Origin of the sequence: Collinsella sp. LCP19S3_C9, assembly GCF_052121575.1 — a bacterium.
In the GTDB taxonomy this organism is placed as follows: domain Bacteria; phylum Actinomycetota; class Coriobacteriia; order Coriobacteriales; family Coriobacteriaceae; genus Collinsella.
Map to the genome: position 1 here is coordinate 1 of NZ_JBQKDZ010000020.1, position 23694 is coordinate 23694.

20 protein-coding genes and 1 tRNA gene are annotated in these 23694 nt (G+C 59.3%); 4 read left to right on the forward strand and 17 right to left on the reverse strand.

What is annotated here, in order from left to right; all coding sequences use genetic code 11:
* Positions 1-389: hypothetical protein (locus tag ACTQXI_RS08395; protein ID WP_441548508.1), on the forward strand; the 389-nt coding region annotated here is incomplete at its 5' end.
* Positions 390-574: 185 nt separating this feature from the next.
* Here ACTQXI_RS08395 and rplT read toward each other — a convergent pair.
* The 9 genes from rplT to recJ all read right to left on the reverse strand — a co-directional run bounded on the left by rplT (position 575) and on the right by recJ (position 11511).
* Entirely contained in the window at positions 575-934 is a 360-nt protein-coding gene (gene rplT, locus ACTQXI_RS08400) for a 50S ribosomal protein L20 (protein WP_006234421.1), read from the reverse strand.
* Between the two features lie 46 nt (positions 935-980).
* A complete protein-coding gene (gene rpmI, locus ACTQXI_RS08405; protein WP_006234422.1) occupies positions 981-1172 on the reverse strand; it encodes a 50S ribosomal protein L35 in 192 nt (63 codons plus the stop codon).
* 32 nt (positions 1173-1204) lie between these two features.
* On the reverse strand, positions 1205-1774 hold the full coding sequence (infC, locus tag ACTQXI_RS08410; RefSeq protein WP_006234423.1) for a translation initiation factor IF-3: 570 nt from the start codon (positions 1772-1774) through the stop codon (positions 1205-1207).
* Between the two features lie 432 nt (positions 1775-2206).
* Positions 2207-2293, reverse strand: a tRNA-Leu gene (locus tag ACTQXI_RS08415).
* A 39-nt stretch (positions 2294-2332) separates the two neighbouring features.
* Entirely contained in the window at positions 2333-3766 is a 1434-nt protein-coding gene (locus tag ACTQXI_RS08420) for a transglutaminase-like domain-containing protein (protein ID WP_441048470.1), read from the reverse strand.
* A gap of 251 nt (positions 3767-4017) precedes the next feature.
* Positions 4018-4884: a class II fructose-1,6-bisphosphate aldolase gene (gene fba, locus ACTQXI_RS08425; RefSeq protein ID WP_154517212.1), complete on the reverse strand. Its 867-nt coding sequence runs from the start codon at positions 4882-4884 to the stop codon at positions 4018-4020.
* Positions 4885-5078: 194 nt separating this feature from the next.
* Positions 5079-5762, reverse strand: coding sequence for an MBL fold metallo-hydrolase (locus ACTQXI_RS08430; protein ID WP_441017253.1), 684 nt, complete (start codon positions 5760-5762; stop codon positions 5079-5081).
* A gap of 86 nt (positions 5763-5848) precedes the next feature.
* On the reverse strand, positions 5849-8209 hold the full coding sequence (locus tag ACTQXI_RS08435) for a RelA/SpoT family protein (protein WP_154517206.1): 2361 nt from the start codon (positions 8207-8209) through the stop codon (positions 5849-5851).
* 14 nt (positions 8210-8223) lie between these two features.
* Complete coding sequence (gene recJ, locus ACTQXI_RS08440) at positions 8224-11511, reverse strand: single-stranded-DNA-specific exonuclease RecJ (RefSeq protein WP_427796207.1); 3288 nt, start codon at positions 11509-11511, stop codon at positions 8224-8226.
* Between the two features lie 275 nt (positions 11512-11786).
* On the opposite strand from recJ, the gene ACTQXI_RS08445 reads away from it, so the two are divergent.
* Complete coding sequence (locus ACTQXI_RS08445; protein WP_441048471.1) at positions 11787-12785, forward strand: bile acid:sodium symporter family protein; 999 nt, start codon at positions 11787-11789, stop codon at positions 12783-12785.
* 30 nt (positions 12786-12815) lie between these two features.
* Here the strand turns inward: ACTQXI_RS08445 and ACTQXI_RS08450 are convergent, their stop codons facing one another.
* The 8 genes from ACTQXI_RS08450 to ACTQXI_RS08485 form a co-directional block, all read right to left on the reverse strand.
* Positions 12816-13613, reverse strand: a complete 798-nt coding sequence (locus ACTQXI_RS08450; protein ID WP_441048472.1) for a DUF4931 domain-containing protein — start codon at positions 13611-13613, stop codon at positions 12816-12818.
* 3 nt (positions 13614-13616) lie between these two features.
* The gene (locus tag ACTQXI_RS08455; RefSeq protein ID WP_427719718.1) at positions 13617-14294 is read right to left on the reverse strand and encodes a copper homeostasis protein CutC; all 678 of its coding nucleotides are present in this window, start codon (positions 14292-14294) and stop codon (positions 13617-13619) included.
* A 124-nt stretch (positions 14295-14418) separates the two neighbouring features.
* Positions 14419-15132, reverse strand: a complete 714-nt coding sequence (locus tag ACTQXI_RS08460) for an ABC transporter ATP-binding protein (protein WP_229770701.1) — start codon at positions 15130-15132, stop codon at positions 14419-14421.
* On the reverse strand, positions 15133-15993 hold the full coding sequence (locus tag ACTQXI_RS08465) for an ABC transporter ATP-binding protein (RefSeq protein WP_427719717.1): 861 nt from the start codon (positions 15991-15993) through the stop codon (positions 15133-15135).
* Complete coding sequence (locus ACTQXI_RS08470; protein WP_427719716.1) at positions 15983-17062, reverse strand: branched-chain amino acid ABC transporter permease; 1080 nt, start codon at positions 17060-17062, stop codon at positions 15983-15985. Before ACTQXI_RS08470 ends, ACTQXI_RS08465 begins: the two co-directional genes overlap by 11 nt.
* A gap of 9 nt (positions 17063-17071) precedes the next feature.
* Positions 17072-17953 carry a branched-chain amino acid ABC transporter permease gene (locus ACTQXI_RS08475; RefSeq protein WP_154517188.1) on the reverse strand — a complete coding sequence of 294 codons (882 nt, stop codon included), beginning with the start codon at positions 17951-17953 and terminating at the stop codon, positions 17072-17074.
* A gap of 139 nt (positions 17954-18092) precedes the next feature.
* Positions 18093-19280, reverse strand: a complete 1188-nt coding sequence (locus ACTQXI_RS08480) for an ABC transporter substrate-binding protein (RefSeq protein WP_427719715.1) — start codon at positions 19278-19280, stop codon at positions 18093-18095.
* Between the two features lie 270 nt (positions 19281-19550).
* Complete coding sequence (locus tag ACTQXI_RS08485; RefSeq protein WP_441048473.1) at positions 19551-20717, reverse strand: ABC transporter substrate-binding protein; 1167 nt, start codon at positions 20715-20717, stop codon at positions 19551-19553.
* A 250-nt stretch (positions 20718-20967) separates the two neighbouring features.
* Between ACTQXI_RS08485 and ACTQXI_RS08490 the strand changes: the two genes are divergently transcribed.
* On the forward strand, positions 20968-22311 hold the full coding sequence (locus tag ACTQXI_RS08490) for a homoserine dehydrogenase (RefSeq protein ID WP_427794447.1): 1344 nt from the start codon (positions 20968-20970) through the stop codon (positions 22309-22311).
* Between the two features lie 214 nt (positions 22312-22525).
* A complete protein-coding gene (locus ACTQXI_RS08495; RefSeq protein ID WP_441048474.1) occupies positions 22526-23275 on the forward strand; it encodes an SDR family NAD(P)-dependent oxidoreductase in 750 nt (249 codons plus the stop codon).
* Positions 23276-23694: the final 419 nt, after the last annotated feature.

Genomic DNA, 23694 nt, shown 5'->3' on the forward strand with positions numbered 1-23694 from the left:
CGTTCATCCTGAGCCAGGATCGAACTCTCCGTCCAAATATGTTTGGGCCTCGAGCCCGTCCGGTCCTCTCAGTCATCGCTGATCGGTTCCGTTCGATTCATATGGTTCTGTTTGATAGGAAAAGGAATTTCTCGGGGCCGCCTCTCGGCGGCCTTGCGAAAAACGAATCCAAGTCAGACCATTTCAAATGGTTCGATGTCTGCCCGGATGCGACACATCATGTGTGTCCATCCTCGCAGTATCCGGTTCTCAAGGTGCACGCCTGCGCCGGTTCCCGGTTCGACCGGGCCGCGCGGCAAGGAGATATATTGCCAGACCGCGAAGCGATGTGGGACGTCAATTCCACTCTTCATAAGTCCTACATAATATATCGCTTTCTATATAAGTAATAGAAAGGCTGGTGCAGAAATACTGCACGTATCAGATGATGACCCTTCGGTTAAGAGATATATAAAGATCGGTCACCTGTAAGTGTCTATCTACCCGCGCTTTTGCTATATAAACCAGCGCCTTAGATAAAAAGAGGGAGCGCCGCGCACAGCGCGACACTCCCCTAGCGATTCAAGAGAATCAATTAGGCCTCGAGAGCCTTCTTGGCGATGGTAGCCAGCTCGTTGAAAGACTCGATGTCCTCGTAAGCCATCTGAGCCAGGACCTTGCGGTCGAGCTCGATGCCGGCGACCTTCAGGCCGTGCATGAACTGAGAGTAAGAGATGTCGTTCAGGCGAGCAGCAGCGTTGATACGGGTGATCCAGAGAGAGCGAATCTCGCGCTTCTTATTGCGGCGGTCACGGTACTGATACTGCAGAGAGTGCTGGACCTGCTCTTTAGCATGCTTGTAAGTACGCGAAGCGGCACCGTAGTAACCCTTCGCACGGTGCATAACGGTACGGCGCTTCTTCTTGGCGGCAACAGCGCGCTTAATACGTGCCATGTTCTATCAACTCCTAGACGGTTAAACGAAAAACGGGAACGCTAACTTAGGCGAGACGCGACTTGATGACCTTGCGGTCGGCAGCGGCGATCTCGGTCTCCTGACGGAAGCCACGCTTACGCTTGGTGGACTTCTTGCTCAGGATGTGGCTCTTGAAAGCCTTGGCGCGCATAAGCTTGCCGGTACCAGTCTTGCGGAAACGCTTCTTGGTGCCGCTGTGGGACTTCATCTTAGGCATGAAATACTCCTTAATCGGTTACAGAACACTAGTTACTTAGTATCACTTGCCGCTTTATCCTCATCAAAGGCGCCCTTAATTGGGGCGAGCAGCATAAGCATGTTACGGCCTTCCATCTTAGGCTTGGACTCGACCGTAGCGTAAGGCTTAAGATCCTCGGCGAGACGCTCGAGAACGTTAAGACCCTGCTCCGGGTGAGCCATCTCACGGCCGCGGAACATGATGGTGATCTTAACGCGTGCGCCCTTCTTGAGGAAACGCAGAACGTGGCCCTTCTTGGTCTCGTAGTCGCCAACGTCGATCTTGGGTCGGAACTTCATTTCCTTAACCTCGACCTTGGACTGGTTCTTACGAGCAGCCTTGGCCTTCATGGCCTGCTGGTACTTGAACTTACCGTAGTCCATGACCTTGCAGACCGGCGGCTCCGCGTTGGGAGCGATCTCGACAAGGTCGAGACCCTGATCGTCGGCGACGCGCTGGGCATCGCGGATGGCGAACAGGCCGAGCTGAGAGCCATCGACGCCAATCAAACGGCACGAAGATGCAGTGATCTCGTCGTTGATGCGGGTGTCATCAGACTTAGCTATTTTCCCTACCTCCATTCATAAAAAAATAACCCGGCGCTTTTTTGCAACCAGGTCGTACACATAGACATCCTCGATATGAGGAAGAGAATCTAAGTTGTATGACCAGTCAGCTGCTCATTGGCGCCAAAAGGTGGGAACCCTCGGGTTCCTCTTTAGGGCATTGCGGAAACAACGCCTTGGCGATAATAACACGTACCGCTCGTTATCACATTACGTACACGAAAAAGGGGGCCTTAACCCCCTTGAACGCTCTTTTGCATGTATGGTGCCCGAGGCGAGACTCGAAGGGCCTTCGCTTCGCGAAGCCCCGGGCTTCGGGCGCATGGCGCCCTCGCCACGCTCCGCTACAAACAGGCCACAGGCCTGTTTGCTTAACGCTCCGCGCGCTCACGCGAGTTCGGCACGAAAAAGGGGGCCTTAACCCCCTTGAACGCTCTTTTGCATGTATGGTGCCCGAGGCGAGACTCGAACTCGCACGTTGTTGCCAACGGTGGATTTTGAGTCCACTGCGTCTGCCAATTCCGCCACTCGGGCACGTATTGCGTGAGTTAGTTTATCACAGCTTTCCGTAGATTAGTCCGAAAATGGAACTTCGAGCATTTCGATGAGTTCGACCGTGCGGAGCATCTCGCGCTGGCGGCATCCGCGACCGTCGACCGAGGCCTCGCCCATCTGGTTATCGTAGGGGTCCTCACGCATACCGTCAAAGACGGGTTCAAACTCTGCCTGGAACCGACAGTTTGCCACCATGCGCCATGGATCGAGGTTGCCAAAGTAGTGGCGGCGGCGCCATTCCTCCCCCATCCTGCGTGCCGAGGATCCAAACGAGACATCGGCGTTAAGCCAACCCGTCTGCGGTGTATAGAACTCCGCCCAGTCATGCGAGCCTACCGAGTCGGGCGCAACGTACAGGCCGCTCTGCCAACGTGCGGGCACGCCGGCGATGCGGCACATGGTGATAAACGTGAGTGCCATAACACCGCAGTCACCGCGAAGCGAATGCGCGCAGTCATCGGCGATAGAGCCCAGAAGCAGATACGGTGGCTGGTATCGATAGTCGATATGATGCGTCAAATAATCATAGATAGCCCGAGCGCGGTCGAGCTGATCCTCGAGACCATCGATAACATGTTCGGTCAGCTGCTGCAGATACGGCGTGAATGCAATATGCGGTCGGTCCTCGGAAATATCCTTGGGCAGCGGCGCGTCCATACACGGATGCGCCGGAAGCGCTCCCCCGTAGATATCGCAATAAGCAGCATCAATCAGATAACGATAGGTCACTGAGAACGATCGATCAGCCGAGGAAACCCACGAGGCGGTACGCGCCAAAGCGTTCGCGGGAGCAAGGACCCCCTCCGGCGTCATATCGAGAATCTCGATATGAGACTGCTGGCGGCAGGCTGCGGCAACGGGAAGCCACGCGCGAACGGCCTCCCCCTCCAGAGCACCGGGAACAGACACGGACGCTTTAAGCGTAATGGCACGAGACAGCCCGCCCTGTGATTCCATCTTCTTAAGCATCTGGTTGCGCAGCGCAGTTCCATCCGTAGAATCGGGACGCAGGCCCGGAACCTCCTTGGGATACACACGCAAAGAATCAAGGAAGTTGTCGAGAACGAACAGTTCACCATCGATAAAGCGCCAGTCGATGCGCTTGCGATCGATCAGGTCGTCAAACTGATCCTCGGTAAACTCCGGCCACTCCTCGCGGATCATCGCAATAGCCTGATCGCGCGACACCGAAAAATGAAACGACGTCTCGATCATGCGATACCGCTCGGCACGAACGCAGGCAGCAAGCGAGGAATCAAGATCTTGGGCAAGCAGGCGATCGCAAGCCTCAATAGCCTGCGAAAGATACCCTGCATCCTTTAAACGCAGGATCTCGGGCGGCAGTCCAATATCGAGATGGCGAAAGTCATCACAGCAAACATCAACCAAGCACCCAACCGGCCCCTCGGCAATAACCTTCCCATCAGCAGGCGACACGTTAATTACAGCCATACCAAAACTCCAAGTCACTAGAACCCTTGAAGCCCATTGTACCGAGATAAAAAGAAAGCCCCAACAAAGGAGCCATCAACACCGCCGAACGGTAGTCAAATAAATAATTCAGCCCAGTAACCCTGCGGCGTTAAACAAAGGAAGCCCCGTCCCCCGGAACTGTTTCCTTGGCGCGACTTCTGGCGAAGCCAGGTGAGCGCAAAGGAAACAGTGTAGGGGGACGGGGCTTCCGGCGGGTAGTTTAGCGACGCTTACGCCTTGTTGACGGAGCCAAACTCCTCCATGAGCTCCTTGGTGCGGGCAACGATGGCCTCGCGACCGGGCTTCAGGAGCTTGCGGGGGTCATAGCCCTTGCCCTGCTGATCCTTGCCAGCCTCAACGTACTCACGCGTGGCGGCAGCGAAGACAAGCTGCAGGTCGGTGTTGACGTTGATCTTGGAGATGCCCAGGGAGATGGCCTTCTTGATCTGATCCTCGGGGATGCCGGTACCACCGTGCAGAACGAGGGGCAGGTCGCCGGTCTGAGCCTTGATCTCGCTCAGACGCTCGAAGGAAAGACCGGCCCAGTCGGCGGGATACACGCCGTGGATGTTGCCGATGCCGCAGGCGAGGAAGTCGACGCCCAGGTCAGCAATCTGCTTGCACTCAGCGGGGTCAGCGAGCTCACCGTTGGAAGTCACGCCGTCCTCGGTGCCGCCGATGCCGCCGACCTCGGCCTCGATGGACATGCCCTTGGAATGGGCAAGCTCAACGAGCTCCTTGGTGCGATCGAGGTTAAGCTGGAAGGTTTCCTCGTGAGAGCCGTCATACATGATGGACGTGAAGCCGGCCTCGATGCACTTGAAGCAGTCCTCGTAAGAACCGTGATCGAGGTGAAGGGCGACGGGAACGGTAACACCCGTGGCCTCGACGGCAGCCTTGACCATGTCGGCGCAGACCTTGAAACCGCCCATCCACTTAGCGGCACCAGCGGTGCACTGAAGGATCAGCGGAGACTTGGCCTCCTCGGCGGCCTGGAGAATAGCCAGAGTCCACTCGAGGTTGTTGGTGTTGAAGGCACCGAGAGCATACTTGCCGGCCTCGGCCTTCTTGAGCATGTCTGCTGCGTTGACGAGCATAAAAGAAACCTCCTGTAAGGTTGCTCCGATAACGCATGAGATTTTACCACGGCGTACCCGAGCGTAAACGTTCGTTTGTTCACGAATATCGTCCAAACAGACTTTTTTTGACCGTTTGCCCTACGGAATCGGCCCGTTGGGGAAAATATCTTGACGTTTGGACACTTCTCGTGCTTAAGCAGCTGACTACAAAGCTACATCTGCATGAAAGGGTTCTGCATGAGCTCGCGCGCCATAGTGGTCGAATCACCATGCCCCGTTAAACAAACGGTATCGGCTGGAAGCAGCTGGGCGAGCTTGGAGAGCGAGCGCAGAATCGCCGCCTCGTCTCCACCGGCGAGATCGGTGCGGCCGTGGCTGCCCGGGAACAGGGTGTCGCCAACAAAGGCGATGCTTCCCTGCTCGGTGGCGGCGAACAAGACAATGCCACCCGGTGTGTGACCGGGCGTCTCGATCACCTGCAGGCAGATATCACCCAATTCAATCGTATCGCCCTCAGCAAGCAATCGCGTCGGCTCGCCCGGATCGGGCGTATCGATGCCCCACATCGCTCGCTGCTCCTCGATATTCTCACGAGATACCAACACGTCCTTCGCACCTAACTCATATAGGAAACCCTTACCGACGGCGGCTCGCGCTCCGGCAACGCCACCTACGTGATCGGCATGGCCATGGGTGCAGACAGCGCCTAGCACGTGCGCGTCAGGATGCTTGGCATAGATATGTTCCACAAGACGCTCACCTTCCCAGGCCGGATCGATAATCAGGCATTCGCCGCTCGAGATTACGGCGTAACTGTTGGTCTGAATGGGGCCGTTTACAAGCGCCTCAATCGAAGCCGTACCCCGAGGGGTTAAGTCCAAAGCTGCAGTGACCATGAGCACGTCCTCCTTCTACAAGCGTCGAGGCATCAAACGATGCCTCGAACGTAGCCAATATCATTACCGTTGTGCGTTCGTCACGCCTATACGCGACGCTTAAGCTGAGCCCCACCCTCGCCAGGCATCAGACGGCGTGCGTCATAGACCGAGTCGACACTGCTGATGGATGCCAGCAGCGGATCCAGACCGCTCGCGTCCGAAATCTCGACCATAAAGCGCAGGGTCGCAATGCCCTCGCGGTTGGTCGAGGTAGCGGCGGAAAGGATATTTCCGCCTGCATCGCCAATGGCGATGGTGACATCCTTGAGCAAGCCCATACGATCCAAGCACTCGACCACGATCTCGACCTGGAAAAGCGTATCGGCAGCACCATCCCACTCCACGTCAATCATGCGCTCGGGGTGTTCCATGAGACCCTTGACGTTGGGGCAGTTGGCACGATGCACCGAGACGCCTCGACCGCGCGTGATAAAGCCCACGATGTCGTCGCCCGTCACCGGATTGCAGCAATGCGCCAGACGAACCAGCAGGCCGCTGTTGCTCTCGCCCTTGACGATAATGCCGTTACTTGCACTCTTGCCACGCTTTTGCGGTTTGCGGTTGGAACCGCGGGCAGGCTGCTTGACGACCTCAGCGATGGCTTCGGCCTTGGTAAGCTGCTCCTCGGGCTTGGGATCCAAGATTTGCTCGACCTTATTGCCCACAGCACGCGGGGCGACCTTGCCCGCGCCAACGGCTGCGAACAGGTCCTCGAGTTGCTTGAAGTTAAACTGCTCCGCCACGGCATTGAGTGCACGCGTGGATCGCGGCGTAGAGATGCCGTACCCGCGCTTGCGCAGGTCCTTGGCCAGCATATCGCGACCGGCAGCAGCGTCATCGTCTTTGGTCGCAGCGGCGAAGTAACGGCGAATCTTTGACTTGGCCGAAGGCGTCTTGACGATCTTGAGCCAATCGCGCGACGGCTTGGAGCTCTTGTTAGTCAGGATCTCGACACGGTCACCCGTCTTGATTTCGTGCGTGAGCGGAGCCACCGCACCGTTGATTTTGGCGCCGACGCAGTGGTTGCCGACCTCGGTATGAACAGCGTAGGCAAAGTCGAGCGGTGTAGAGCCCGCACGAAGCGCCATGACCTCACCCTTGGGCGTAAAGACAAAAATCTCCTGGTCAAACAGGTCGACCTTCAGTGAGTGCAGATATTCTTTGGCATCGGTGATCTCGTCAGAGGCTGCCCAATCGAGCGAGTGCTTGAGCCAGTTAATCTGATCGTCCAGACGCTGTGCGTCGTTGGTCTTGGAGGCAGACGATCCGCCCGATTTCTTATATAGCCAGTGGGCGGCGATGCCGTACTCGGCCTGCTCGTGCATCTCGTAGGTTCGAATCTGAATCTCGAGCGGACGGGCCGTGGGGCCGATAACCGTCGTATGGAGCGATTGGTAGTTATTGACCTTGGGCATAGCGATATAGTCTTTAAAACGACCGGGCATGGGATGCCACAAAGTATGCACGGCACCAAGCGTGGAATAGCAATCGCGCACCGAATGGGTGATGACGCGCAGCGCCACCAGATCATAAATCTCGGAGAACTCCTTGCCCTTGCGCTTCATCTTTTGATAGATGGACCAATAGTGCTTGGAACGACCGTTGATCTGAAAACCCTCAAGGCCAATGCGGTCGAGCTCATCGGTAAGCGTCTTGATAGTCTCGGCCAGAAAGCGTTCGCGAACCTCGCGTGACTCTGCCACCATGCGGGCGATGCGCTGGTAAGCGTCGGGTTCAAGGTAGAAGAAGGACAGATCCTCGAGTTCCCACTTGATAGAGCTCATGCCCAGGCGGTCGGCCAGGGGCGCATACACATCCATGGTCTCGCGCGCCTTAAACAGGCGGCGGTCCTCGCGCAGGGCGGCAAGCGTGCGCATATTATGCAGGCGGTCGGCGAGTTTGACGATGATGACGCGAATGTCCTTGGACATGGCGAGGAACATCTTGCGCAGCGTAAGCGCCTGCTTTTCGTCCATGTTGTCGACTTCGATGTTGGTGAGCTTGGTCACGCCGTCGACGAGCTCTGCCACGGTTTCGCCAAACAGACCCGAAACATCGGCAAGCGAGGTATCGGTATCCTCGACGGTATCGTGCAGCAATGCAGCGCACACCACATCGCAGTCCATCTTAAGGTCGGCCAAAATGATAGCCACCTCGACGGGATGGTTAATGTACATCTCACCCGAGCGCCGCTTTTGGTTGCAGTGCTTCTCGGCAGCAAAGCAGTAGGCCTGCTCCACCTTGGAGAAGTCATCCTCACTCATATATTTAAGGCACAGGCGCTCCAGCTTGTCGTAGCTGTCCGCCATAATCTCGGGCGGCAGATCATCGGCATGCGTATAGTGCTCCATCTCCGAAAAGGGCTGGAGGGCGGAATCATGGGCGGTACGGGCTGCGGCATCCATCGAGGTCCCCTTCCCTAGGCCCGCGGTACGATCGGGCGGTTAATTTTGGTAAGCATATCAGAAGCGCACGAATCGAGTGCCCAACTCCGGAAAGCCGAGAACTCCATGCGCGAGCGCAAGCCCTCCAAATAGCGGATCGACCTGCTCAACTGCACGCGCCCGGGGTTTTCGGTCATCGCGATGCGACGGGTATCGTCAAACCCCGAAACGTGACAGAAACCGAGCTCTTCGAAGATTCCCAAGCCGCTTGCCACCGAACGCTCATCGACCGGCGTGCGCGCGTCGATTGCAAGGCACATCTGCGCAATGTCGATATCGCTTGCGCAGAATGAATCGTCCCCCGTCTTGCCACGATTGGAGCGCCACATGGTCTGCAGCGCCCGATAGAGCGTGACAAGCTCATCGCGCTCGGGCGCGTAACAATCGAGCAGGCGCTCATTAATACGAGCGTCACGAGACGAATAAAGCAGGTGAATCACGGCAGGCTGCCCATCGCGGCCGGCACGGCCACTCATCTGGTTAAACTCAATCGCGCCAAACGGCATGTGGTAGAGCACGACATGGCGGATATCGGGCAGGTTGACGCCCTCACCGAAGGCCGAGGTTGAAACGATGCAGCTCAGGCTGCCATCTCGAAACGCCTCCTCGACGCGTCGGCGATCGGAACGCGCAAGCCCGGCGTTATAGAACGCGATATGGGTCGCGCAGTCGGGCACACGTTTGCGCAACGTCTTGGCAAGCGCCACGGACTGGTCGCGCGAGTTCACGTAGATGACGGTCTTCTCCCCCGTCGCAACGATCGAAACCAGGCGATTTTCACGGCTCGCAAGGTCACGATCGTCCTCGAGTTGTAGATTCTCGCGAACGGTCTCGTCGACCACCGTGCTGGTAATCGGCAGTACGCGAGCAAGCTCTGCCACAACTGGAGCCGTCGCGGTGGCCGTTGCCGCCATGACAACGGGGTCGCCCAGGGCTTTAAGAATATCGGGCATATCGAGGTATGCACTCCGGTCACCACCCTTAGCAAGACCGGCATGGTGCGCCTCATCGATAACAACGAAGCCAATACGTCCAGAACGCGCAAATCGATCGCGGTGGATAGACAAGAACTCGGGCGTCGTGAGAACGATACCGGTGCGACCCGAAGCAAGGCCGGCGAATACGTCATCACGTACGGCCTCCACGGTCTCGCCAGTCAGCACGCCGACACCAATGCCGAGCGCGGCCATCGTCGAGGAAAGGTGATAGGCCTGATCGGCAACGAGCGAACGCAGAGGATAGACAAAAATGCTCGCACGCCCGCGAAGAACCGCCTCGCGCGCGGCATGCACATGGAAAATCAGAGACTTGCCACGCCCCGTCCCCATAACGGCCAAAACGCTCTGATGGTCGGCAAGCGCGTCGAGTGCCTCGACCTGCGCGCGATGCGGCTGGTTCGAGCCGATAAAGCTATGGATAAGCGAGCGCGTGAGCTCGGTATAAGAAAGCTGGGCGAGCGTCTCGCGTTTACGCGACTCCAGGCGCAGACCAGAATCCGCCGGTTGCACGCCGCGGCGAAGCTCACATGCCGGATCGTCGATATTGGGCGCCGCGGTATCGCGCACCAAGACATCTTTGATCATGAGCTTGGGCTTCACACGTCCCTGCCAATGCTCGGCCACGGCCTCGAACACCAAGTCGACGGCGCTGTCGCAATTGATGAGCCTATCGATCTGCGGCACGCGGAACATGATGGCCGGCACACTCGCGGCACCATCGGTCGCCACAAAGCGCATGTGCTCGCCGGTTTTGCCCACCACGGCGCGATCGCACATCGTCACGCCCTCGGCGGCCAGAAGCGGCACCTTATTGCCCTGGCCAAACGGCTCAAGACGGGAAATTTGCTCGATGGTCTCGATATTTAGCTCGGAGAGATCAACGGTGGCGGCAACCTCGTCAGTGTCCTCAAAGTCCTCGGCGGGAAGCTCCGATAGCACGGCCGAAAGGCGACGGCGGAACTCATCGAGCTTGGATGCCTCGATGGTCACACCCACCGCACCGGCATGCCCGCCGCGACGAATCAGCAGGTCGGAGCAACGCTCGACGGCATCGAACAGGTTGATCTTGCCCACCGAGCGGCCCGATCCGCGCGCAACGCCGTCCTCGATCGAGAAGAGCAGCGCCGGCACGTGATAGCGATTGGTCAAGCGGCTCGCCACGATGCCCTTGACGCCCTCGTGCCAGCCCTCGCCGCCCACGACGATTGCGCGCCCGCCGTCATAAGTCTCCTCGACCTTCGCCATGGCATCGCGCGTAAGCTCGGCCTCGATCTCGCGGCGTTGGCGATTGATTTCCTCGAGCTCGGCGGCAAGCGCGCTCGCTTCGATGGGGTCGCGGGCAAGCAGCAGGTCGAGCGCCAGCTTGGGATCGGCCATGCGGCCGGCAGCATTCAGACGAGGGATGAGCGAAAACGACAGGCCGTCGGCCGTAATGGTAGAAAGGTCGGCCTTGGCAAGTGCGGCAAGCGCGATATAGCCGGGACGGGCCGTCACGCGCATCTGCTGGATGCCCTCGGCGACCAGTGCGCGATTCTCGGGCGTAAGCGGCATCATGTCGGACACAGTGCCCAGCGCCGCGACCTCTATCAGCGAACGCCAATACGACGGCTTGCCCAAACGCTCGCCCAGGACCTGCACCAGCTTGAGTGCCACGCCGGCACCGGCAAGCTCGCGCGAGGGACCCTTGTCCTCGAGCTTGGGGTCGGTCAGGGGCACGCCCTGCGGCACCTGGTCGGACGGCTCGTGATGGTCCGTGACCACCAAATCGATCCCCAGGCTCTCCAGATAGGAGGCCTCTTCCTTGGCGGCAATGCCGTTATCGACGGTCACGATCAGCTGGGGTCGAGCGAGCTCGTTAACGCGGTCGAGCGCCGCACGCGACAGGCCGTAGCCCTCGTCAAAACGATGCGGAATAAACGGCGTGACGTTGGCGCCAAACGAACGCAGCGCCTCGGTCAACAGACAAGTCGACGTAATGCCGTCGACGTCAAAATCGCCAAAGACGGCGATGCGCTCGTGGCTGCGAATAGCACGCTCAACGCGGTCGACGACGACCGCCATACCCGGAATAACGAGCGGGTCCGCCCAGTCGCGATCGAGCGAAGGCGTCAAAAAAAGCTGGCCTTCCTCGATGGATGTAATGCCGTGCGCAACCATAATGCGCGCCACCAGCCCGGGTATGCCCAGGCCAGCCGAAAGCTCCTTTTCGAGCTCGGGGTTTTGCTGAGCGACCGCCCAGCGATGCGTTGTCTTAAGCGATGACATAGGCGCCCACCCCCGATAGGGGCAGGTCGCCGCGATACCTCTCACGGTTCATAGCGATGAGTCCTCTGTGTATGCCCGCTTCGGCAGGCAGATCTGTTGAACGGATTTATTATACCGTGCGGCGCGGACGCACAACGTCCAGCACGCCGTGGTTTCGATAAACGAGGGCGGTAATAGCCTCGAAATAATCGAGCGTTTCAGCCACACGGACGCATGCGAGCGTCTAGCATATCCATTCAAAACGGATTCACGAGCAAAGGGAGTCACAAGCGCATATGAAGCAATGGGTTGGACTGGGTAAGTTCCTCGCGGAGCATATGCAGATCATCGTTCCGATTTGCGTGACGCTCGGCGTACTCTTTCCCCAGCAGATCGGCGTACTCAAGCCCATCGTCCCCACCCTGTTTGCCTTTATGACGTTCCAAGGTGCCCTCAGCAACACCTTCCATCAGGTAGCCGAAGTATTCCGCCGTCCGCTGCACCTGATTTTGGCGCTGCTGGTCTCGGCGGCGCTTATTCCCATAACAGCCTATGCCATGGGGTCGCTGTTCTTTGGCTCCAACCCCAACCTAGTCTGCGGTATCGTGCTCGAGTACAGCGTACCTGTGGCTGTCACTGCCTTTATGTGGATTAGCATGTTCGGCGGCAACGGCCCGCTCGCGCTCACCATCATCCTGACGTCCTCGGTTATCTCACCCGTTACGATTCCGTTCACGCTTAAGCTCTTGCTGGGCGCCACCGTCTCGATCGACGTGCCGGGCATGATGCAGAACATGGCCTTCATGATCGCTATCCCCGCCCTGCTCGGCATCGTGATTAACGAACTCACGTGCGGATGGGGACACGAGAAGCTCTCCCCTGCGCTCTCGCCCGCCTGCAAGTTCATGATGATGGGTGTTATCGCGTCGAACTCCACCGCCATGAGCGAGTACGTGCTGCACATGAACGCGGTGCGCTTGGAAGTCGCCCTCTTTATTTTGATCTTCGCCATCAGCGGCTTTGTCGTCGGTATTCTGGTCGCCCGCGCACTGCATCTGCCGTATAGCGAAACGACTACCATGTGCTTTACCTGCGGCATGCGCAACATCTCTTCGGGCGCCGTCATCGCCACGCAATACTTTCCGGGCGAAGTCGTATTTCCCGTCATGTGCGGAACGCTGTTTCAGCAGGTACTTGCCTCGCTTATCGGGCATCTCTTTGAGCGTCTAACCGGCGAGGAGCGCGCTGCCCAGCGCAAGCGCGTCGAGGCCGGCCGCAACGCCATGGCACGCTAGGCTGTCCGCATTACGCGGGCGTTAGTCTTGCTATACGAGCGTTTCCAGATGCGCGCGCAGGCGCTCAGCATCGATATCGAGCGTCGTCTCGGCATTGACCTGGGCCAAACGATAGCCGACAAAGTAGGGCGAAACCACCCAACGCGGCAGCGCCTTGGCAATGGTCCGACCGCCCAGGTGATAGAAGAACAAGTTGTACGACTCTGCACGGCCACCGTGGTGCTCGTTTAGGATATAACGCAGAGCTACCTGGATCGCATCGGCGAAGAGATCCGCCTCGGCTTGGTCCCGCGTGTCATCGCTGGCGTCGATTCCCCGCGGAGCTGAAACGTTGACCTCAAAGAACCCCATAATCGGTTCGGTTGAGATGTTGACCGCGATTCTCCCCTGTTGCCAGACATTGATGCCATCGAAATTGGCGGAAGTCAGCGAAGCATAGCCGTCTTCCTGCTCCAAACCCACAATCTGCATGTGCGGATGAACGAGACTACCGCCCGAGAGCGGACCCTTGTTCTTGTACATGAGCACGCTTCGATACTGCTGTGAATCGATCATCTGCTGCCAGCAACCCAGGGCAAACCGCATCACATGATGCAGCTCGTCCGGCGCATAGGTCACCAGATCTGCGTCGTGGTCGGCCGACTCGATCAGCACGGTTTGACGGGTGGCGCGCAGGGTCTTGAACTTATTCTCGAGCCAGATACAGTCACCGTCGCGCCGGATGATATTGGCGAGTTCCTCGGTATCGCAAAAGGGGCACGCGGTGCCAGGGCGCCGGTTGTCGTCGGGCTTCCCGCTCGCCTGCTGAACGTCAAATACCAGGGGCACGGGTTATACCTCCAGCGGCACGATCTTGGTGCCATGGAGCTCGGAGACGCCCAGTGCCGCAGCCACGGTATCGCGGTTGGCCGCGGAAATGCCGCCGCCGGGAAGGATGGTCAGGCGATCGTCCGCGTAGTCGATAAGGTGCGACAGATGCTCCAGGTTGTCCTCAATCGGCGTGCCGGCGGCACCGCCATGCGTCAGGATGCGCGTTATGCCGCAGTCGGCGAGCGTGTCAATCGCGTCGAGCTGAGCCTCGGGCGAGAGCTGGTCAAACGCCATGTGAAAGGTGATGTCGATGGGCTCGCGCTTGCACTCCTCGGTCGCGCAGCCCGCAGCCATCACAAGGGCGCCCAACGCAAGTTCATCGAGCGCCCATCCGCCGGCACAAGGCTTGCAGCAACCAAAGACCAAGCCATCGACTCCGGCGCTTACGGCAAGGCCCAAGTCCATCTCCATCATGCGCAGCTCGTCCTGGTTGTAGTGAAAGTCGCCGCCACGCGGACGGATCATGCACATCACCCGTGCATCGTGCTCGCGAGCATAGCTGGTCGTAGCGCTGATAACGCCGGCCGAGGGCGTGGTGCCACCAACCGCAAGGTTGTCGCACAGCTCAATGCGTCCCGCACCGGCCGCAATGGCCGCCGGCACCCGCTCAAAGTTCTCGGCACAAAACTCGTACAGCATAGATAGACCCCCCAGATGACACTTCTATTTCCACACGGCATTGTCGCACTTTAAATACCAAGCCAACGGATCATTTCAAAAGGGGCGCTGACCGAGTTGGTCAGCGCCCCTATTACTGGATGGATTAACCACCAAGATAAGCTTTGCGGACGTTGTCGTCGTGCAGCAGCTCTTGGCCGGTGCCGGTCATGGTGATCTTGCCGGTCTCGAGCACGTAGCCGCGTGTGGCGATGGAAAGCGCCATCTGCGCGTTCTGCTCGACCAGGAGCACCGTGGTGCCGGCCTTGTGCAAATCCTCGACAATCTGGAAGATCTGCTCGATCAGGATCGGCGCCAGACCCATGGAGGGTTCGTCGAGCATGAGCAGCTTGGGGTTACTCATAAGGGCACGACCCATAACGAGCATCTGCTGCTCGCCGCCCGAAAGGGTGCCGGCCACCTGGCGACGGCGTTCCTTCAGGCGCGGGAACTGCTCGTAAACACGTTCGAGGCCCGGGGCAACCGTGGACTTGGGCTGTGTATAGGCACCCATCTCCAGGTTCTCCTCGACCGTCATCTGCAAAAAGGCACGACGCCCCTCGGGTACCTGAGACAGGCCCTTGCCAACCAGCTTGTCGGCGGGCGTATGGATAATGTCCTCGCCCATAAACTTGATGGAGCCGGTCTTGGAGCGCAGCAGGCCCGAGACAGTCTTGAGCGTCGTGGACTTGCCGGCGCCGTTCGCGCCAATCAGGGCAACGATCTCGCCCTCGTTAACGTTAAAGGAGATGTCCTTAATGGCGTGGATGGCGCCGTACCAGACGTTGATGTTGTAGACGGAAAGCATCGGCTCTGCCATTTAGTTCTCCCCCTTATCCTGCTTGCCCAGATAAGCCTCAATAACGGCTTCGTTGTTCTGGATTTCCTCGGCCGTGCCCTTGGCGATGACCTTGCCAAAGTTAAGCACGCAGATACCCTCGCAAATATTCATGACGAGCGACATGTCGTGCTCGATGAGCATGATGGCAATGCCAAAGGTGTCGCGAATCTTGACGATGTTCGCCATGAGCTCCGCAGTCTCGGACGGGTTCATGCCGGCGGCAGGCTCGTCGAGCAGTAGTAGCTTGGGATTGGTGGCAAGCGCGCGGACGATCTCCAAACGACGCTGAGCGCCGTAAGGCAGCGAGCCGGCCTGCTCGTTTGCCAGATGTTCCATATCAAAGATGGACAGAAGCTCCATGGCGCGCTCATGGGCGGCCTTCTCGTGCTTCCAATACGTCGGCAGGCGCAGCACGCCCTCAAAGCCGGAGTAGCGCTCCTGGTTGTGCAGGCCGACCTTTACGTTGTCCTCCACCGTCATGGTGTTGAACAGGCGGATGTTTTGGAAGGTACGAGCGATACCCATGCGGTTGACCTGGTAGACGGACTTGCCCGAGGTGTCCTCACCGTCGAGCAGGATGGTGCCGTGCGTGGGCTGGTACACCTTGGTGAGCAGGTTGAAGACCGTGGTCTTGCCGGCGCCGTTGGGGCCGATGAGACCGGCGATCTCGGTCTTACCGATGGTCAGGCTAAAGTCGTCGACCGCCTTAAGGCCGCCGAACTCAATGCCCAGGTGGATGCACTCGAGCGCCGGGCGCTCGCCCAGGTCGCGGTCGGGAACGATGGCGCCAGAAGGATACGGGACCATCTTGCCCTTGTTGAACTCAAACTTACTGGGCATCGGTTGCCACCTCCTTCTTGGAAGCAAAGCGGTCCTTAATGCGCGCGAAGAACGCCTTGAGCTGCGGGTTGTTAGTAAAGACCATGACCAGAATCAACACGATGGCGTAGATGAGCATGCGGTAGTCCGAGAACTGACGGAGCAGCTCGGGGAGCACCGTGAGCAGCGCCGCCGCGATGACGGAACCGCGCATGTTGCCCAGACCGCCCAGGACCACGAACACCAGAATGAGAATCGACGTGTTGAAGTCGAACTTGGTGGCGGAGAGCTGCGAGAAGTTACCGCCGAAGAGGGCTCCGGCAGCACCGGCGAGAGCGGCGGAGACCACGAAGGCGATCATGCGGTACTGGGTGACGGAGATACCCACGGACTCGGCAGCGATCTTGTTATCGCGCACGGCCATGATGGCACGACCGGTACGGCTGCGGACCAAGTTGAGCACAATCACGAGCGCAACCATAACCAGGATGGCGCCAGCAAGGAACGTCGAGTAGGTCGAAACACCAGATGCGCCCTGGGCACCCTTGATGATAGCGGTGCCGTCTTCGAGCAGGTGTAGGTCGTCGATCGTGGAATTGCCCGTGATGTTAAAGATCACGTGCAGGCCGCGGGAATCGACGCCCACAATGAGGCAGGTAACAATCTCTTTGATAATCTCGCCAAAGGCCAAGGTTACGATGGCCAGGTAGTCACCGCTCAGGCGAAGAACCGGAATACCGATCAGGAAGCCCAGAATGGCAGCGGCGATAGCGCCGACCACAATGCTGATGATCAGACGCACCGGGTCAGACGGAACGGCGCTCTCCAGCGCGACGGCGGTGACGATTCCCGTATAGGCGCCGACGCTCATAAAACCCGCGTGGCCCAGCGACAAGTCACCCGCGATGCCGACGACGAGGTTGAGCGAGATGGCCATGACGATATAGGCCGTGATGGGAACCAGCTGACCGACAATCATGCGCGGAATCATGTGGTTAGACTGCATAAAGAACACGATGGCGAACGCCACAACGCACATGGCGTACGTGACAAAGTCGTGACGCGTCTGCTTGTCTGTAAGAAACTTCATAACGCTCACCTACACCTTCTCGGGTACGTACTTGCCCAAGAGGCCGGCAGGCTTGACGAGCAGGACGATGATCAAAACGCCAAAGACGATGGAGTTGGCAAGGCTCGTGGAAATGTAAGCCTGCGCCATCGCCTCGATGATGCCGATGAGAATGCCGCCGACAAAGGCACCGGGGATGGAGCCGATGCCGCCGAAAACGGCAGCGTCGAAGGCCTTGATGCCAGGCATGGCGCCCGTGGTGGGCTGCAGAACCGGCGAGTAGGAGCACAGGAGCACACCGGCGATGGCGGCAAGGGCGGAGCCGATGGCGAACGTCATCGAGATGGTGCGGTTGACGTTGATGCCCATGAGCTGAGCGGCGGCCTTGTCCTCGGACACGGCGCGCATGGCCTTGCCCATCTTGGTCTTACCTGTAAAGATCATCAGACCGGCCATGATAACCAGGCAGGCGACGATGGTGACGAGCGAGACGGCACTTACGTTGAACTTGGCCAAGAACTCCGGCACCGGGAAGGTGACGAGCGAAGTGAAGTTCTTGGGCGTGGCGCCCCACAGAAGCTGCGCGGCATTCTGCAGGAAGTAGGACACACCGATGGCCGTGATCAGAACGGCCAGCGGGCCTGCTTGGCGCAGCGGCCTATAGGCCAGACCCTCAATGAGAACACCGAGAACCGTGCAGACCACACAAGAGAGAACTACAGATGCCCAGCCCGGGAGGCCGAGATACGACGTGGCGCAGAACGAGACATAGGCACCGACCATGATGACATCGCCGTGAGCGAAGTTGAGCATCTTGGCGATACCGTAGACCATGGTGTAGCCCAACGCGATGATGGCGTAGACGCTGCCCATGGACAGGCCGTTGACCAGGTATTGGATAAAGACCGTCATGTTCCACATCCCCCTTTCGAATAGGTTTCCAGTTGATGTATGAAACAGGGACGTTACGTTGTCCCCAGATACCAAGCAAGCAGGGAAGGCGAAAACCTCCCCTGCTTGGGATCAAAACCGCTCTATGTAAGGCGGCCTATTAGGCCAGTACGTACTTGCCGTCGGTGATGACATACGCCGTAGGATCCTTCTGGACCTGGCCCTTGTCGTTCCAGGAGAGCTTGCCGGTCAGACCGTCAACGGTAATCTTGAGCATAGCCTTGGGCAGCTTCTCGGCGACCTCGGTCGGGTCGGCGTCGACACCAAGACCGGCCTCCTTGAGGGCCTCGGCCACCGCGTGCACGCCGTCGTAGGCATCGGCGGCAAACTGGTCGGGGGTATCGCCGTACTTATCCTTGTAAGCGTTGACGAAGTCGGCGTTCTTCTCGTCGTCGGCGGAGAACGGGGTCATGAGCAGCAGACCCTCGGCAAGAGAGGTGTCGAAGCCCTCGACGCCCAGGATGCCGTCCATGCCGTCGCATCCCATCATCTTGACGTCGTAGCCCATGTCCTTGGCGTTCTTGAGCAGGACGGACGCCGGCGTGTAGTAGATCGGCGCAAAGATCATGGTGGCGCCGGCCTGCTTGGCCTTGGTCAGCTGGTTGGTAAAGCTCGTAGCGGAGTCGTCCTTAAAGGTCTCCTCGTCAACAATCTCGAGCTTAGACTCAGCGGCCTGGGCCTTAAAGGAATCTGCAATGCCCGAAGAATAAGCGTCGCCGGAGTTATAGAACAGCACGAACTTCTCGTCCGCATACTTCTCTGCCAGGAACTTGGCAGCGTTGACGCCCTGGTTGGGGTCGGTAAAGCAAACCTGGAAGACGCAATCCTTTCCGTCGGTGACGTCCTCGGAGGACGCGGACGGGGTGATCATGAATGTCTTGGGGTCGTTACTGCACTCTGCGGCAACGGCAACCGACGCACCCGTGGTGGTCGGGCCGACGAGGGCCTGCATGCCCCAGTCGAGCAGGTTATTAAAGGCGTTGACGGCCTTCTCGCCGTCGGCCTGGTCGTCCTCGGCCTTGCTGGCAAGCGGCAGCTCCTTGGTGGAGAAGTCCTTGCAGCCAAGCTCGACGCCCTGGGTAACGGACTTGCCGTAAGACGCGGCGGCACCGGTCAGCGGGCCAATGGTGCCGATCTTAAACGAAGCGTCGCTCGAAGCGGAACCGCTGTCGCCGCCGTTGGAGGAGCAGCCAGCTAGAATGGACATCGCCCCCAGACCTGCTGCGCTCGCGATAACGCTCCTGCGATTCATAACAGGGTTCAATGACTTACCGGTGAGGCTCGACATGCGGCTCTCCTCTCAAATCTCGTCGGGTTTCGGTTACCCGACAGGCCATCCTCCGCCGTCTTCGGCGTTCGCAAAATAGTAGACGCTTTAGTTGAGAAAAGTGGCGATTATTTTGAACTTTTCTTTTGCCTTATCCATTTATCCATAATTATGCGTATTTCTGTCGGTTTATACAGTTTAGCGACTTTATTGTGTGAAAGTAATGTTTCCGTTCTGTTACAAGCTTTCCTGCCCTGAATAACATGGCCCCACCGGTCTCGTTATATGCACTTAGGCGGCGATGTACTTGCCGTCCTGAATCACATAGGCCGTAGCGGGCTTCTCGACTTGGCCCTCGTCGTTCCACGTGAGCTCGCCTGTCAGGCCCTCAATCTTGATCTTGCGCATAGCCTTGGCAAGGTCGCCGGCAATGTCGGCGCCGTCGACCGTAATGTCGATGTCCGCCTCATCGATTGCCTCGACAATCGCGTGGATGCAGTCATAAGCATCGGCGGCAAACTGGTTGGGCGTCTCGTTGTAGGCGTCCTTATATGCCTTGACGAAGTCGGCGTTCTTCTCATCGTCGGCAGAGAACGGGGTCATGAGCAGCACGCCCTCGGCAAGAGAGGTGTCGAAGCCCTCAACGGAGAGCAGGCCGTCCATGCCGTCGGTGCCCATGAGGGTCAGTTCGTAGCCCATGTCCTTGGCGTTCTTGAGCAGGACGGACGCCGGCGTGTAATAGATCGGGGCAAAGATAAGCGTGGCGCCGGCCTCCTTGGCCTTGGTGAGCTGGTTGGTAAAGCTCGTGGAAGAGTCGTCCTTAAAGGTCTCGGTATCGACGATATCGAGCTTGGACGCCTTGGCCTGCTCGGCAAAAGCGTCGGCAACGCCCGAGCTATACGTATCGCCGGAGTTGTAGAACAGGGCGATCTTGGCGTCTGCATACTTCTCGGCCAGGAACTTCGCGGCGCTGGCGCCCATGGTGGGATCGGTGAAGCAAACCTGAAAGACCGTGGTCTTATCCTTGGTGACGTCGAGCGACGAGGCCGAAGGCGTGACCATGAGCATATCGTCGGCGATCTCGCCCGAGACGGCGACGGCGGCACCAGTCGTGACGGGGCCGACGAGCGCCTGCATGCCCCAGTCGCACAAGGTATTGAAGGCGTTGATGGCCTTCTCGCCGTCGGCGACGTCATCCTCGGACTTAAGCGAGAGTTTGAGATCCTTGGTCGAGAAATCCCTGGCGGCGAGCTTGGCACCTTTTTCGGCCGAAACGCCATAGGTTGCCGCGGCACCGGTCAGAGGGCCGATGACACCGATCTTGAAGGTCTTACCGTCATCGGCGGAGCCGCCGTCCGAGCCACCCGACGAGCAACCAGCGAGTGCGGCAGCGCTGCCGAGCGCCGCGGCGCCGGCGAGAAAGTTCCTACGGCTGAGCGTGCTGTTGATGTTGAACATGATGTCCCCCTTTTTCGCTGGCCGCGGTGCGGCCGTCTTGCGGTACGGGGCAAACCTTATGGCGCAAACGTTGACAGTTTGTTACGGAAGTTCGTTTGTAGCGAGCATGTTTCCAATGTTTCCGCAGCGTTTCGGGGGTGCCGTTTTGTGCGACTCCTGTTGCCTGGCGAGCACGCGCTCTCGGTTCACGCTAGAATGCACTCAACATTACTTGATCAATCAATCTATAAGATGCACGAAGGAGCTATCTATGAGCGAACCCCTGCGCACCGTGAACGTCGGTCTGATCGGTCTGGGAACCGTCGGCGGCGGCGTGGCCCGTCTGATCAAGAGCCACCACGATGAGTACCTGGCCGCCTACGGCATCGACCTTAAGCTGACCCGCGCCTGCGCGCTTGCCTGGGAGCAGGCCGAGGCGGCAGGCATTGAGCGCGAGGCCTTTACGAGTGACTGGCATGACGTCGTTACCGACCCAGCCGTCGATATCGTCGTCGAGCTGATCGGCGGCGAGCATCCCGCGACCGAGATCTTCACCACCGCCTTTGAGCACGGCAAGCACGTCGTCTCTGCCAACAAGGCCCTGTTGGGCCGCCACGTCGAGACGCTTGCCGAGAAGGCGCGCGCGTGCGGCGTGCAGATTAAGTGCGAGGCCAGCTGCGGCGGCGGCATCCCCATCGTGAGCACGCTCGAGCACGACCTGGTGGGCAACAAGATCCTGACCATCGCCGGCATTCTCAACGGTACCACCAACTATATCCTGTCGCGCATGGACGCCGAGGGCGCCGATTACGCCGACGTGCTCGCCGACGCGCAGGCCAAGGGCTATGCCGAGGCCGACCCGTCCGCCGACGTCGACGGCTTCGACGCCGCCAGCAAGACGGCGATCCTCGCCTCCATCGGCTTTGGCACCCGCGTGACCACCGATGATGTGTACCAGCAGGGTATCCGTACCATCGGCGCCGAGGACATCGCCCAGGCCCGCGAGCTCGGCTACACCATTAAGCTGCTCGGCATCGCCCGCAACACCGACGCCGGCGTCGACGTCCGCGTGCATCCCACGCTGATCCCCGCCGACCACATGCTTGCCAAGGTCAACGGCGCCATGAACGCTGTCTACGTGGTAGGCGACGCCGTGGGCGAGACCATGTTCTACGGTGCCGGCGCAGGCTCCTTCCCCACCGCGAGCGCCGTCGTGGGCGATATCCTGTCGCTCTCCGAGCAGATCAGCCGCGGCGTGGCTCCGCTGCCCGAGATTGAGCCCTATGGCCACAACCTCGCCTTTAAGCCCATGGACGAGCTCCAGACCAAGTACTATGTGCGCCTGAAGGTCGCCGACCGCGTGGGCGCCCTGTCCGAGACGGTCGACATCTTTGCCAAGCACAACATCTCGATCTCGCTCATCAACCAGGTCGAGGACGGCAAGTCGGGCGCCAGCGATACCTGCTCGGTCATCTTCCTGACGCACCGCGCGCTCGAGAAGGACGTCCAGGCTGCCGCGGCCGAGCTTGCCAGCGTCGACTGCGTGGCCGAGGTCGCCAACGTCCTGCGCATCGAGAACGTCGAGGCCTGGACCGAAGGCGTCATGGCCAACTAACCCAACGCTCGCCCAGCAATACGCGCTTTGAGGGCTCCCGTCCGATGTGGGACGGGAGCCCTTTTGCCTCCTGCCCTAAGCACAACGGCAGAGCACATTTGCGCGAGCCGCTCATCGGTAACGCGCGCTACCGTTCACCGATATGCAAACGCGGTCGATTCCGGCTATCGCTACGCTGTGCTGAGAGTGTCCGCCCGCGATGAGAGGAAGCACTATGTTGCTCGAGGGCAAGAAAGCAATCGTCACCGGAGGCACGCGCGGTATCGGCTATGCCATCGCCTGCCGTTTTATCGAAGAGGGCGCCGCAGTCACCGTCTTTGGCTCGCGCCAGGAGACTGCCGACGCGGCCGTTGAGAAGCTGGCGGCCGCCTATCCCGACGCCAAGGTCTGGGGCCGCTCCTGCGACCTCACCTCACTCGAGGCCGTGACCGAGGCTTTTACCCAGGCTGCAACCGACATGGGCGGCTTGGACACGGTCGTCAACAACGCCGGCATCTCCCAGCGCTCGCCGCTTTTGGACTACACAGCCGAGGAGTTCGCAACGGTCATGGACCTTAACGTCGTCGCTGTCTTTAACGGTCACCAGGCGGCCGCCAAGATTATGACCGAGGCCGGCCACGGCGGCACCATCACCACCACGAGCTCGATGGTCGCCAAGTACGGTCAGCCCTCCGGCGTCGGTTACCCCACGTCCAAGTTTGCCGTCAACGGCATGGTCCAGTCGCTCTCGCGCGAGCTCGCCCCCATGGGCATTCGCGTCAATGCCGTCGCACCCGGCGTAACCAAGACCGATATGGTCGCCAACCTGCCCGAAGAGGTCATCAAGCCCATCATCGCCACCATTCCGCTGGGTCGCATGGGCGAGCCCGAGGATGTCGCCAACGCCTTTGTTTTCCTGGCGAGCGACATGTCCTCCTACGTCACGGGCGCCGTGCTCCCCGTCGACGGAGCCGCCCGCTCCTAAAGGTCGCAAGCCACGACTTCGAACCTCAACGAGGCCCAACGCAAAAGGCGCGCTGCCTGCATCAACCGCAGGCAGCGCGCCTTCTTCTGTTTGTAAGGGAAACTGCGTCCCGGTATTTCAGCTCCGAACGGGACACAGCTTCCCTCAGGACCTTCTTTCGGAAACTATGTCCCATTCTGGGCGCGGATTCTGGGACGCGCTTTCCGCAAGGCCTTTGATTCGGAAAGCGCGTCCCATTTTGAACCTTCAGACTGGGACGCGCTTTCCGGCAGGAGTCCAAAGCGGAAACCGCATCCCACTCCGGGCGTGGGACTGCGGACGATTTCCTGGACCGCTAAATCGCGGCCATCCCCAGCGACGACCGGTAGTCGTCCGGTGTCGCGCCACCGAGCGCGTCGCTTGCCCGCTCGGAGTTGAAG

What these genes read in the sequence shown, in the direction of transcription:
- ACTQXI_RS08485 (WP_441048473.1), bottom strand. Translation starts at nt 20,717, where the DNA reads ATGTTCAACATCAACAGCACGCTCAGCCGTAGGAACTTTCTCGCCGGC.
- ACTQXI_RS08435 (WP_154517206.1), bottom strand. Translation starts at nt 8,209, where the DNA reads ATGGATGCCGCAGCCCGTACCGCCCATGATTCCGCCCTCCAGCCCTTT.
- ACTQXI_RS08495 (WP_441048474.1), top strand. Translation starts at nt 22,526, where the DNA reads ATGTTGCTCGAGGGCAAGAAAGCAATCGTCACCGGAGGCACGCGCGGT.
- fba (WP_154517212.1), bottom strand. Translation starts at nt 4,884, where the DNA reads ATGCTCGTCAACGCAGCAGACATGCTCAAGAAGGCCGAGGCCGGCAAG.
- ACTQXI_RS08480 (WP_427719715.1), bottom strand. Translation starts at nt 19,280, where the DNA reads ATGTCGAGCCTCACCGGTAAGTCATTGAACCCTGTTATGAATCGCAGG.
- ACTQXI_RS08445 (WP_441048471.1), top strand. Translation starts at nt 11,787, where the DNA reads ATGAAGCAATGGGTTGGACTGGGTAAGTTCCTCGCGGAGCATATGCAG.
- ACTQXI_RS08460 (WP_229770701.1), bottom strand. Translation starts at nt 15,132, where the DNA reads ATGGCAGAGCCGATGCTTTCCGTCTACAACATCAACGTCTGGTACGGC.
- rpmI (WP_006234422.1), bottom strand. Translation starts at nt 1,172, where the DNA reads ATGCCTAAGATGAAGTCCCACAGCGGCACCAAGAAGCGTTTCCGCAAG.
- ACTQXI_RS08455 (WP_427719718.1), bottom strand. Translation starts at nt 14,294, where the DNA reads ATGCTGTACGAGTTTTGTGCCGAGAACTTTGAGCGGGTGCCGGCGGCC.
- ACTQXI_RS08470 (WP_427719716.1), bottom strand. Translation starts at nt 17,062, where the DNA reads ATGAAGTTTCTTACAGACAAGCAGACGCGTCACGACTTTGTCACGTAC.
- ACTQXI_RS08475 (WP_154517188.1), bottom strand. Translation starts at nt 17,953, where the DNA reads ATGACGGTCTTTATCCAATACCTGGTCAACGGCCTGTCCATGGGCAGC.
- ACTQXI_RS08465 (WP_427719717.1), bottom strand. Translation starts at nt 15,993, where the DNA reads ATGCCCAGTAAGTTTGAGTTCAACAAGGGCAAGATGGTCCCGTATCCT.
- ACTQXI_RS08490 (WP_427794447.1), top strand. Translation starts at nt 20,968, where the DNA reads ATGAGCGAACCCCTGCGCACCGTGAACGTCGGTCTGATCGGTCTGGGA.
- infC (WP_006234423.1), bottom strand. Translation starts at nt 1,774, where the DNA reads ATGGAGGTAGGGAAAATAGCTAAGTCTGATGACACCCGCATCAACGAC.
- ACTQXI_RS08420 (WP_441048470.1), bottom strand. Translation starts at nt 3,766, where the DNA reads ATGGCTGTAATTAACGTGTCGCCTGCTGATGGGAAGGTTATTGCCGAG.
- rplT (WP_006234421.1), bottom strand. Translation starts at nt 934, where the DNA reads ATGGCACGTATTAAGCGCGCTGTTGCCGCCAAGAAGAAGCGCCGTACC.
- recJ (WP_427796207.1), bottom strand. Translation starts at nt 11,511, where the DNA reads ATGTCATCGCTTAAGACAACGCATCGCTGGGCGGTCGCTCAGCAAAAC.
- ACTQXI_RS08430 (WP_441017253.1), bottom strand. Translation starts at nt 5,762, where the DNA reads ATGGTCACTGCAGCTTTGGACTTAACCCCTCGGGGTACGGCTTCGATT.